Below are 10551 nucleotides of genomic sequence, written 5' to 3'. Positions count from 1 at the left end.
CTCGTTTATTTTCAAGGCCATCGCTCGTTCCCTCCATTGGCGGGAACAGGGAATCACGCTCACCCAAAACAAGACAATCACAACCGAGTCAGATCAAGCGCGGACCGGTATCATTGCGCTTCTGCACGAGGTCGTGCTCTGCCATGGTCATCTCCGGTCAGCATGAGGTTGAACCATACATGGCCAGGGATGGCGCCGCGGCGAGGGCACATGGGCGCGACAACTGCGGCCGCGGTCGCAGCCGCCAACATTCGTGTCGGCGTTGGCGGGAGCGGCATCCGGGGGCGGCATCCCGAAAGTAATACCCCATGACAGTTTCGGACGAATCGCTTCATATCGTGTGCGGCAGGGAGTGGCCGAATGGTGCGTCGATGCGGTCGTTGGGGGGACGGGATGACGAAGCATGCGGAACGCGGCGGTTCGAGGGCCCGGTGACCCCATGACATCCGAGCGTCTTCCAGATGCGGCCGCGCCTCTGTTCTCCCTCGACGGTCACGTCGCGCTCGTCACCGGCGCCAGCCGTGGGCTCGGCCTCGAGATTTCACGCGCGATGGCGGCAGCGGGTGCCCGGGTGATCATGGCGGGCCGCGACCGGCAACGGCTGGCATTGGCAGCCTCGACCCTGTCCGGCACCGCGCACGCTGCGGCGCTGGCCGTGTTCGACGTCGCGGACCCTGCCGCGACACGGGAAGCCCTTGGCCGGATCCATGAGGAGCATGGTCGTCTGGACATCCTCGTCCACAATGCAGGGGCGCGCAAACGCCAGCCCCTGTCCGGCTTTTCCGATATCGAGATCCGGGACCTCATCGACACGAACCTGACCGCCGGCATCGTCCTGGCGCGCGAGGCGGCCAGGATCATGGTTCCGCAGCGATCCGGCCGGCTGATCATGATCACGTCTATCGCCGGCCAGGTCGCCCGCGCCAACGACGCGGTATACACGGCCTCCAAGCATGGCCTGACGGGCCTCGTGCGGGCACTGGCAGCCGAATACGGGCCGCACGGCATCACCAGCAATGCAATCGCACCCGGCGGTTTTGCCACCGAGGCCAATGCCGAGCTGATGTCCGATCCGAAAGCCTCCGAACATTTCGCCAGCCGGTCGCTGCTCGGGCGATGGGGGCAACCCCGCGAGATCGCGGGCGCGGCCGTGTTTCTGGCGTCTCCCGCCGCGTCCTACGTGACGGGTCACGTGCTGGTGGTCGACGGGGGACTGACGGCGGCAATGTGAGTTTTGCGCGCGGTGCCGATCGCACGCGCCGGGAGGAGCCCAGGATATCCAGGGATATGAAAACGGGAGGAAGATAGATGGACCGCAGACACTTCATCGCCACAGCCGGACTGGGTGCCGTCGGCACGACCCTTGCCAAACCGGCGATCGCGCAGTCGCAGCCGGAAGTGATCTGGCGCCTGCAGTCCAGCTATCCGAAATCCCTGAACACGATCTACGGCGCGTCGGAATCCTTTGCGAAGGCCGTGGCGGAGGCGACGGACAACAGGTTCCAGATCCAGGTCTTCGCAGCCGGCGAGATCATTCCACCGCTGAGCATCGTCGACGGGGTGCAGCGCGGCACCGTCGAGATGGGGCAGACCGGCTCCTACTTCTACATCGGCCAGGACCCGGCCTTCGCCTTCGGCACCTGCATTCCCTTCGGCCCCAACGCCCGCCAGCAGAATGGCTGGTTCTACGAGGCCGGCGGCAACGATCTCTTCAACGAGTTCTGCGCGACCTACGATCTGGTGCATTTCCCCGCCGGCAACACCGGCACCCAGATGGGCGGCTGGTTCCGCAAGGAGATCAACAGCGTCGACGATCTGAAGGGGCTGAAGATGCGCATCGGCGGCCTTGCCGGCAACGTCCTTCAGCGGCTTGGCCTGGTTCCCACGCAGATCGCGGCGGGTGACATCTATCCCTCGCTGGAACGCGGGACGATCGATGCGGCCGAATTTGTCGGGCCGCAGGACGACCAGAATCTCGGACTGTCGAAGATCGCGCCGTATTATTACTTCCCCGGCTTCTGGGAAGGCGCGGCATCGCTGAGCTTCTTCGTCAATCTGGAGACGTGGAACGCCCTGCCGGCCGGCTACCAGTCGGTTGTCCGGACGGCGGCGATGGCCGCCGGCACCGAAATGACGGCGAAATACGATGCCCTGAACCCTATTGCGCTGGCGACGCTGCTCTCGGAGGGAACGCAGCTGCGGGCCTTCCCGCAGGATGTCCTCCAGCAGAGCTATGCAGCGGCCCGGGAAGTCTACGCCGAGCTGAGCGAACAGAGCCCGGCCTTCAAGAAGCTCCTCGACCACCAGATGGCATTTCGGGACCGGACCTATCAGTGGTGGCGGATCGCCGACTACAGCTACGATACGCTGATGCTGCGCGCGGCACAGGACCAGTGGTGAACGTAGTGGCCTGACCCGGCGTCGGAACGGTGGAGAAGCCGAGAGGCGATCCGTCAGGTTCTCGCCGCCTTGTCGATGGGCATCCAGCTGCGGAGAGGTCTGTCGCCGATAACGATGAGGAACAAGCGGATCTCTGCCGAGCTTTCGCCGGCGCTTGCCCGACCCCGGTCAGTTGCCGAAGATCAGATTGGGAACCAGCAAGACGAAGGACGGCACGAAGATCAGGATCAGCGTGACCAGCACCACCGCGAGGAGTAGCGGCGCGGATTCCCGCGTGTATTCGCCGATCGGACAGCGAAGGATCGAGCAGACCGCATACATCGCCGCGCCGACCGGCGGGGTGAAATTGCCGATGGTCGCGGCGACGATGAAGACGATGCCGAAATGCACCGGATCCGCCCCCAGTTCGCGCACCACCGGCAGGAGGATCGGCGTCAGCATGATGATCAGCACCGTCGCATCGATGAAGAAGCCGATCCCCACCACAGCAAGGGCGATCAGGATCATCGCGCCGTAGATATTGTCGGTGATCCCGAGGATCCATCCGGCCACGGTTTCCGGCACCCGCTCCAGCACGATGCCATAGGTGAAGATCGCCGAAAGGGCGATCAGGAACATCACCGAGCCGACATCGGCAAGACTGCTTTCGAGACCCTCGACGAAACCCTGCCGCTTCATCTTGCGATAGATCAGGACGCCGATGAACACCGCGTAGATGACTGCAAAGGCGCCGATCTCGGATGGCGTGAAGATGCCCATCCGCAGACCGACGAGCAGGAAAACAGGGAAGAGCAGCGCCCAGATGCAGCCGGTGAACGCCCGGCCGACATCGCCGGCGGTGGGGCGGGTGGCGCGCTCCGGCTGGTAGCCGCGCCGGCGTGCGGTCAGCCAGACCGCCAGCCCGAGTCCCGCCCACAGAAGCAGCGCCGGGGCGAAGCCGGCGGCGAACAGGCGTCCGATCGAGACCTGGCCGATCGTGCCGTAAAGGATCATGCCGATGCCCGGCGGGATGATCGGTGTCAGCACCGCCCCATAGGAGAGGACGCCGGCGGTAAAGCCCCGCGTGAATCCGCGTCGCACCATCTCGTCGCCGAGCATGCGGCTCTGCATCGCCGCGTCGGCGATGGCCGAACCGGAGACACCGCCCATGAGCGCCGAGAGCGCCAGCGACACCTGCGCCAGCCCGCCCTTGAGCCGCCCGGTCAGTACCGAGGCGAGGTCGAGCAGTCGCCCGGTGATGCCGGAGCGGTTCATGAAGTTGCCCGCCAGGATGAACAGCGGGATCGCCAGGAGAGCGAAGTTCTGGGTCTGGGAAATCGTCACTTGCGCCGGGATGGTGAACGGCAACCCCGGGTTCTGGAAGAAGAACAGCGTCCCGGCAATGCCGATGGCGAAGGCCACCGGCATGCCGATCAGAAGAAGCACGACAAAGCCGAGCGTGACGATCAGCATCGCGGGGTCAACCTTGCTTGGCAGCGGCCGTGGCGGCGCTGTCTGCCTGGCGGTCCCGCAGTACTGCACGCAGCTTCACGATGGTGGTAATCAGCAGCAGCAGGGCTCCGACAGGCAGGCTCATCGTCACCCAGGAGTAGCTGATGGCGGGAATACCCTGGAAACTCCGGGCCCGGCTGATCCAAGCCAGCCAGATACCGGCATAAATGCCGACGCCGAGAAATGCCATGATCATCAGGTTGTTGGCGATCTGGAGCAGGTGCCGCGCACCTTCCGGGAGCCGCGCCTTGATCACGTCGATCGACATCAACGCGTCCTTGCGCCAGGCGATGTCGGCGCAGAGAAAACAGGCCCATGCGAAGAAGCATGTGGCAAAGTCGATGGTCCAGTTGATCGGGCTGTGCATCATCCGGGCGATGCCGCCCCCAAAGATCAGCCCGACCATCAGCAGCAGCAATGTGCCGGCGAGGATGGCTTCCGCCCTGAGGACGGCTTGATAGAAGGTGCGCATCGTCATCTCCCCGCCGGCTGCGTGCTGCCTATTGCTGGCCGGCGATTTCGGCCTGCACCTTGTTCTTCGCTTCGGTCAGGCCGAGCGCCTCGTAGGCCTTTTCGCCTGCGGCGCGGAACGCACTGCTGGATCGCATCTACACCGAGACCGGCACCGACGGCTGAGCGCGCGGAGCGGCCTGATGAAGCGTCTCCTGAATTCGCTGGACAGCTTCGAGGATTGGACGATGGTGTGCGGCGTAGCAGTCGCCACCATTCTCGTCGTCACCCAGGTGGTGCTGCGCTACGTCTTCAACATGTCGATCTATTGGGCGGAAGAAGCCGTCCGGTACATCGTTGTCTGGATGGCGATGGTCGGCGCGAGCATGGGCGTCCGCAAGGGCAAGCATGTCTCGATCGACCTGCTCAGCATTTTGGCTCCTAGCTGCTTGGAAACGAACTGGCGCCGCCGTGTGCGGCGGACCATTCCAGCGGGTTGTTGAGGAAGGCTTCCACTTCACGCAGCGTCCGGTCGTCGAAGTAGCCCTGCTCCTTGGCGACCTTCAGCACGTCCCACCACGTCGCGAGCGCATGCATCTGCAGCCCGAAATCGCTGAGCACCTTCTTGGTGTCGGGGAAGATGTCGTAGTGGAAGATGACGAAGGTGTGCTCCACCGTCAGGCCGGCGGCACGCATCGCCTCGCAGAAGCGGATCTTGGACCGACCGTCGGTGGAGAGATCCTCGACCAGGACGACACGCGAGCCCTCGTGGAAATCGCCCTCGATCTGCGCGTCGCGGCCGAAGCCCTTGGGCTTCTTGCGGACGTACTGCATTGGCATGGACAACCGGTCGGCAATCCATGCCGCGAACGGGATGCCGGCCGTTTCGCCACCGGCAATCGCGTCGAGCGACTCGAAGCCGATGTCGCGCAGGATGACCGAGGCGGCGAAGTCCATCAGCGTGGTGCGCACGCGCGGATAGGAGATCAGCTTGCGGCAGTCGATATAGACCGGGCTCGCCCAGCCGGACGTGAATCGATAGGGCTCGTCGGCCCTGAAGTGAACCGCCTTCACCTCCAGAAGCATTTTCGCGGTGAGTTCGGCGATCAGCGTCTTGTCGGTGAAGCTCGTCAAGGGGTCGTCCTTTTCTGGAACAGCGGCCCGCTCGCAATCGGCGCCGACCGATCGACGGCGGCTTTATTTTTCGGGCGGCGTACCCTTAATCGCTCTTTTCCTTCGCCCACAACACCCTTGGCTGCCTTTCCTCCGGCAAATGACGCAGTCCGACTGGGTCCGATCATCGCGACAGCTGCTCCACTGTCCGCTGCATGACGGCGACGCCGGCCATGAAATCAGCCAGATCCATGGCTTCGTCGGGATTGTGCGAGCCATTGCGGTTGCGCACGAAGATCATCCCGGATGGCACGCCCGCCTGCGCGAAGATCGCCGCGTCGTGGCCGGCGCCGCTCGGGATCGCTTCGGCTGGCAGGCCCTCGGCCCGGCAGGCCTCCAGCATGGTGCCGATGAGGCCGGTATCGAGCTGGGCGGATGCGGTGTAGCGCCTGTCGTCGAAGACGAAGCGGACCTTGCGCTCGCGTTCGATCGACTGGCACTCGGAGCGAAAGAGCGTCTCGATCGCGGCAAGGGTCGCGGGCTCCTGGCTGCGGGCTTCGAAGCTGAAGCTTGCCTCGCCGGGGATGCGTGACATCGCATGGTGGGCGGCATCGGTCTGGAGCATGCCGACGGTCACGACGAGATCGCCGCCGTGCTGCTGGATCGTCGCCCAATGATCGTTCATGCGCGTCACGAGCTCACAGATTGCGAAGACCGCGTCGCGTCGCAGCCAGCGCGGCACGGCGCCGGAATGGCCCGCTTCCCCGAGGCACTGGATCTCGCGATGCCGCAAGTTCCCGCGAATGCCTGTCACCGCCGCGATGGGCCAGCCGCGCTCCACCAGGACCGGGCCCTGCTCGATATGCATCTCGATGAAGAAACGGATCGAGGCCGCGTCGCAGAGCGGCTGCCCGGCGCGAATGCGGGCGATGTCGATCCCCGTCTCGCCCATGGCCTCGCCGAGCGTCTGTGCGACGCCGCGCCCCTGCGATTCCAACACGTGCGGGTCGAGAGCCCCCAGCAGCGCCTGCGAGCCGATACAGGCCGTTCCGAAATACGCGCACTCCTCGCCGCGCAGGGCAAGGACCCGGACGGGGGAGGCGAGCCGGGTGCCGGCCCGTTGCAGTGAAACGAGGACGAGCATGGCGGCGGCCACGCCCGCCAGCCCGTCGAAATTGCCGCCGCGCGGCACGGAATCGACGTGCGAGCCGATGTAGCCGCAAGCCGATGCCGCGCCGCCGTCCTCGCCCATGGCGATGACGAGATTGGCCCCGTCATCGCGCCAGCTGCGCAACCCGAGATCCGCCGCCACGGCGGCCAGATAATCGAGAACCTGCGTTTCCCGATCGCTGTAGGCCGGGCGCGACACGCCCCGAACGTCGCCGGTCATGGCGGCGACGTCGTCGAAGACGCGCTCCGCGAGCGCCTGAAGCGTCGGCGATCCGTCCGCTGCCTGTGCCCCGCGGGCGGCCAATGTTGCGCTCACGTCGAGGCCTCCCAGGCTGCCCCGTCGGATATCACCGGTTCGCGCAGGCCGCCGACGATCTCGCCGACACTCAAGACGCCGTGCGCCTCGCAATAGCGTTCGATGCCGTCGATCACGTCCAGCATGGCACCGGGATGCAGGAAGGTCGCCGTGCCGACCTGTACGGCGGGGCAGCCGACGAGCATGTATTCGAGCGCGTCATCGGCGGTGGCGATGCCGCCACAGCCGATGACCGGGATGTCCACGGAGCGGACGCACTGATAGGCCATGCGCAGGATGATCGGCTTCACCGCCGGTCCCGACAGGCCCCCCATGACATTGCCGAGCGTCGGGCGGCGGCTGGCTAGGTCGACGCTCATGGCAAGGATCGTGTTGGCGACAACGAGCGCGTCGGCCCCGCCGTCCTCCGCGGCTCGTGCGACCTCGCGGATCTCCCCGGTGTTCGGGGTGAGCTTGGCCCAGAGCGGCAGGTCGGTCGCCGCCCGCAACGCTTCCATCACGCGCAGCGTCGTCTCCGGCCGCATGGCGAAGGCGCGGCCATCGTCCTCGATATTGGGGCAGGAGATGTTCACCTCCACGGCGGCGATGCCGGGTATCGAGACCGCCCGGCACAAATCCGCGAACCCGGGAACCGTGTCCGCCGACAGGGAGACGACAAGCGGGACGCCGATGGCCGCGTAAAGCGGGATCGCCTCGGCGATGAAGTGCTCGGCACCCTTGGAGGGGATTCCGATGGAGTTCAGCATGCCGGAGGCGTCCTCCGCCACGCGCGGCGTCGGGTTGCCGAGACGCTTGCCCGGCGTGATGGTCTTCGTCACCAGCGCGCCCAGCCGGGACAGCGGGATCGCCTGGCCGAGTTCGTGCCCGAAGGTCCCGGCTGCGGGCATGACGGGATTGGCAAGGCGCAATCCGCCGCAATCGATCGACAGGTCTACCACGTGATCGCATCCGCCAGCGGAAAGACCGGCCCGTCGCTGCAAACCCGGCGGTGCACGATCGACGCGCCCTCGCGGAACGGGCGAACGCAGCAGAAGCACATGCCGAGACCGCAGGCCATCTGCTGCTCCAGGGCCGCTTCGCCATAGAGTCCATGGCGCCGCGCAATCTCCTGAGCCGCCTGCATCAGGCGGTTGGAGCCGCAGACGTAGAGTGCGCCCATCTGTCCCTGCGCATGACATGCCTCGAGAATCGCGGCGACATTTGCCAGGGCGGAGGTGCCGTCGGCGTCGGTGTCGGTCACCGTCCGCACCGTCGCGCCGTCCCGGCGCATCTCGTCCACCGACATCAGCAGATTGGGCGATCGCGCGCTGAGGACGGCCGTGACACGGTGGCCGTTGTTGCGCGCGAAGCGCACGAGCGGGGCCATCGTCGCAAGCCCGACCCCCCGCGCCAGGATGACGATGGGGCTGCCGCGGGCGGGAGCGAGAATCCGACGCCGAGCGGGCCGAAGACGTTGAAGACTTCGCCTTTTCCAGACCGGCCATCGCGGTCGTGCCGATGCCGGCGACCTTGTAGAGAAACGAGACGCGGTGCGGCTCCTCCTCGACGCGATAGACGCTCATCGGACGGCGCAGGAACGCGCCCGGCGAACCGGTCCCTGGGCACAGGAGCTGATAGAACTGACCGGGCACCGCGCGTGGCATCGTTTCGGGCAGGGATAGGGTCAGCCGACGGTACTCGCCTGCCACGGAAACGTTCGACAGCACCAGCCCGTCGATCTCGCCGCAGGTCGCCGCGGACCGCGTCTCTTCCCGGGACCATGCGCGGTTCGGCACGATCGACACCAACGCATCGCCGACGGGTTTACGGGCAGAATGCGTTCTGACGGCGATGGCCGTGCGCGGGGACCCCGCCGACCGGGAGCCTGGCCGAACGAAGGTCCTGCGCGATGCTTGAGAGTGCCCGATTCCACGAGAGCAGCGCTCCGACTGGATTGATCAAGCACCTAAAGGAACGCTGTCCGGCATCTCTTGTCAACGAAAAATCTCAAAATTGGGACGGCTCACTGAATGAGATGCCGTGGATCTCGGTCAAGCTGATCGGCGAGCGCTCGGCGACGACCGGGCGGCGCGTGCACATGCATCTTCTGGTGACGCGCTACCAGCGGGCCTGGGCCGACCGGACGTTCCCACAAGGCCTCCTGCGCCACCTCGCCGAGATCGGGCTCGTCAACGAGCGGGTCTCCTTCGCCCACGGAATCTATCTGCGCCCCGATGAGATGGAGCTGATCGCCGAGCGCGGTGCGACGATCGTCGTCAATTCCACCTCGAACCTCGTCCTCAGTTCCGGCACGGCCCCGGTGGCGGAATTCCTGAAGCGTGGTTGCCGTGTCGCCATGGGGCCTTGCTCCGGCCGGCATCCTCGCCGTGACCGAGGGAAACGGCTGCGTCAACGACGTCGCGAGCGTTTTATGGAGCGTAATCCTTTGAATTTCTTCTCGGTCACGTCCAGCCGGACACAGCTGGCGGGGGCCGCGAAACGTCATTGCCCGGTTTTCATTTGCCACCGGACCCAACCGTGGGCGCACCGCGCAGACCATTGACCATCCACCGAACGTGTTGCCAGACCGGCACCATCAGCCAGAAGTGAAGATAGCATCATGACGACAGTTCAGATTGAGATCGGCGGCGAACGCTTCCCTGCCCGCTTTGAAGCGGAGGCGGCGCCGCGCACCGTGGCCGCCATTCGCCGTATTCTTCCCTACGAAGAGCGAATAATCCACGTGCGCTGGTCGGGCGAGGCCTGCTGGATCCCGCTTGGCGATCTTGATTTCGGACTCGGCTACGAGAATGCTACCAGCCATCCTGCCCCCGGCCAGTTCATCATCTATCCGGGAGGCGTCAGTGAAACTGAGATTTTGTTCGCCTATGGCCCTGTGGCGTTCGCGTCGAAAGCCGGACCGCTGGCCGGCAATCACTTCCTGACGATTACCGAGGGGCTGGAAACGCTGGCAAAGCTGGGACGCGAGACGCTCTGGACCGGCGCGAAGTCGATCCGTCTCACGGCAGCGTAGTCCCCTCCCGGCTTTTGACGGAAGGCCACCTTGCAGCATGTGCGGGGAGAAGCGCCATTGAAGACTTGAGTTAGCCTTTTTGGACGGGTCCGGCTCCGCAGACGCCTGGCCCTGGCATCGAGGTTAACGAGGTGGTGCTGCGGCAACACGCAGCGGCGAGCTGATATCGGTCCGTCACGAGAATGGCCGATGGTGTGATTCGCCGCGCTTGATCCGCCGGCGGCGTGCTGGTGCGCCCGGATGATGGATCTGTCGTGCATCGCGCCCGGCGAACTGGCCGACAGGTCTCGAGTATCGGGACCCAGACACCGCCGTGGCCCGCCGGTTGAAGCGATTGTAGACCGTCGTGTACGGACAATGACGACCGGGTAGGTCACGCCGCGGGATCCGGTGGGCGCCATACAGAAGATGACGCGCGGCTTATTGGGCAGCGGCGCGATCAGCCGCCACTTCGCTTCCCTCAGATCGTCTCGCCGCAAGCTTTATGGGTTCAGAACCTAGCGCCTGCCTCGATGCGATACGTTACCTGAAGAAGTTCGGCTATTCCGGCGCCCAGACCTTTGCCAGCGAGCGGCCCTGGACGATCAGCCACTGACGC

Annotated in this window: 11 protein-coding genes; 5 read left to right on the top strand and 6 right to left on the bottom strand. The window is 65.4% G+C overall.

Annotation, left to right across the window (positions count from 1 at the left end; translation table 11 throughout):
- The first annotated feature begins 439 nt into the window (after window positions 1-439).
- On the top strand, window positions 440-1231 hold the full coding sequence (locus VQ042_RS15085) for an SDR family oxidoreductase (protein ID WP_331820703.1): 792 nt from the start codon (window positions 440-442) through the stop codon (window positions 1229-1231).
- A 77-nt stretch (window positions 1232-1308) separates the two neighbouring features.
- A complete protein-coding gene (locus VQ042_RS15080) occupies window positions 1309-2400 on the top strand; it encodes a TRAP transporter substrate-binding protein (protein WP_331820701.1) in 1092 nt (363 codons plus the stop codon).
- A gap of 168 nt (window positions 2401-2568) precedes the next feature.
- On the opposite strand, the gene VQ042_RS15075 is transcribed toward VQ042_RS15080, so the two are convergent.
- On the bottom strand, window positions 2569-3852 hold the full coding sequence (locus VQ042_RS15075; protein WP_331820699.1) for a TRAP transporter large permease: 1284 nt from the start codon (window positions 3850-3852) through the stop codon (window positions 2569-2571).
- Window positions 3853-3859: 7 nt separating this feature from the next.
- Window positions 3860-4363 carry a TRAP transporter small permease gene (locus VQ042_RS15070; RefSeq protein ID WP_331820697.1) on the bottom strand — a complete coding sequence of 168 codons (504 nt, stop codon included), beginning with the start codon at window positions 4361-4363 and terminating at the stop codon, window positions 3860-3862.
- A 181-nt stretch (window positions 4364-4544) separates the two neighbouring features.
- On the opposite strand from VQ042_RS15070, the gene VQ042_RS15065 reads away from it, so the two are divergent.
- On the top strand, window positions 4545-4844 hold the full coding sequence (locus VQ042_RS15065; RefSeq protein WP_331820695.1) for a TRAP transporter small permease: 300 nt from the start codon (window positions 4545-4547) through the stop codon (window positions 4842-4844).
- On the opposite strand, the gene VQ042_RS15060 is transcribed toward VQ042_RS15065, so the two are convergent.
- The 4 genes from VQ042_RS15060 to VQ042_RS15045 form a co-directional block, all read right to left on the bottom strand.
- On the bottom strand, window positions 4783-5427 hold the full coding sequence (locus VQ042_RS15060) for an orotate phosphoribosyltransferase (protein ID WP_331820707.1): 645 nt from the start codon (window positions 5425-5427) through the stop codon (window positions 4783-4785). The two genes, VQ042_RS15065 and VQ042_RS15060, sit on opposite strands and share 62 nt — an antisense overlap.
- Window positions 5428-5638: 211 nt before the next feature.
- Window positions 5639-6940: a hydantoinase/carbamoylase family amidase gene (locus tag VQ042_RS15055; RefSeq protein WP_331820693.1), complete on the bottom strand. Its 1302-nt coding sequence runs from the start codon at window positions 6938-6940 to the stop codon at window positions 5639-5641.
- Window positions 6937-7878 (bottom strand): dihydroorotate dehydrogenase, encoded by a 942-nt coding sequence (locus VQ042_RS15050; RefSeq protein WP_331820691.1) that lies wholly within the window; start codon window positions 7876-7878, stop codon window positions 6937-6939. Before VQ042_RS15050 ends, VQ042_RS15055 begins: the two co-directional genes overlap by 4 nt.
- On the bottom strand, window positions 7872-8306 hold the full coding sequence (locus VQ042_RS15045; protein ID WP_331820689.1) for an iron-sulfur cluster-binding protein: 435 nt from the start codon (window positions 8304-8306) through the stop codon (window positions 7872-7874). The genes VQ042_RS15050 and VQ042_RS15045 overlap by 7 nt, the downstream gene beginning before the upstream one ends.
- Window positions 8307-8828: 522 nt before the next feature.
- Between VQ042_RS15045 and VQ042_RS15040 the strand changes: the two genes are divergently transcribed.
- Both VQ042_RS15040 and VQ042_RS15035 read left to right on the top strand, forming a co-directional pair.
- Window positions 8829-9482: an amidohydrolase family protein gene (locus VQ042_RS15040; RefSeq protein ID WP_331820687.1), complete on the top strand. Its 654-nt coding sequence runs from the start codon at window positions 8829-8831 to the stop codon at window positions 9480-9482.
- Between the two features lie 57 nt (window positions 9483-9539).
- Window positions 9540-9953: a DUF3830 family protein gene (locus tag VQ042_RS15035; protein WP_331820685.1), complete on the top strand. Its 414-nt coding sequence runs from the start codon at window positions 9540-9542 to the stop codon at window positions 9951-9953.
- The last annotated feature ends 598 nt before the right edge of the window (window positions 9954-10551 follow it).

Source organism: Aurantimonas sp. A2-1-M11 (genome assembly GCF_036549475.1).
Lineage (GTDB): Bacteria > Pseudomonadota > Alphaproteobacteria > Rhizobiales > Rhizobiaceae > Aurantimonas.
This window is presented reverse-complemented; position numbering and strand designations above follow the sequence as displayed.

Excerpts from the sequence above, each read along its gene's own strand:
- VQ042_RS15085 (WP_331820703.1), top strand. The coding sequence starts at position 440 with ATGACATCCGAGCGTCTTCCAGATGCGGCCGCGCCTCTGTTCTCCCTC.
- VQ042_RS15080 (WP_331820701.1), top strand. The coding sequence starts at position 1,309 with ATGGACCGCAGACACTTCATCGCCACAGCCGGACTGGGTGCCGTCGGC.
- VQ042_RS15075 (WP_331820699.1), bottom strand. The coding sequence starts at position 3,852 with ATGCTGATCGTCACGCTCGGCTTTGTCGTGCTTCTTCTGATCGGCATG.
- VQ042_RS15070 (WP_331820697.1), bottom strand. The coding sequence starts at position 4,363 with ATGCGCACCTTCTATCAAGCCGTCCTCAGGGCGGAAGCCATCCTCGCC.
- VQ042_RS15065 (WP_331820695.1), top strand. The coding sequence starts at position 4,545 with ATGAAGCGTCTCCTGAATTCGCTGGACAGCTTCGAGGATTGGACGATG.
- VQ042_RS15060 (WP_331820707.1), bottom strand. The coding sequence starts at position 5,427 with ATGCTTCTGGAGGTGAAGGCGGTTCACTTCAGGGCCGACGAGCCCTAT.
- VQ042_RS15045 (WP_331820689.1), bottom strand. The coding sequence starts at position 8,306 with ATGGCCCCGCTCGTGCGCTTCGCGCGCAACAACGGCCACCGTGTCACG.
- VQ042_RS15040 (WP_331820687.1), top strand. The coding sequence starts at position 8,829 with ATGCTTGAGAGTGCCCGATTCCACGAGAGCAGCGCTCCGACTGGATTG.
- VQ042_RS15035 (WP_331820685.1), top strand. The coding sequence starts at position 9,540 with ATGACGACAGTTCAGATTGAGATCGGCGGCGAACGCTTCCCTGCCCGC.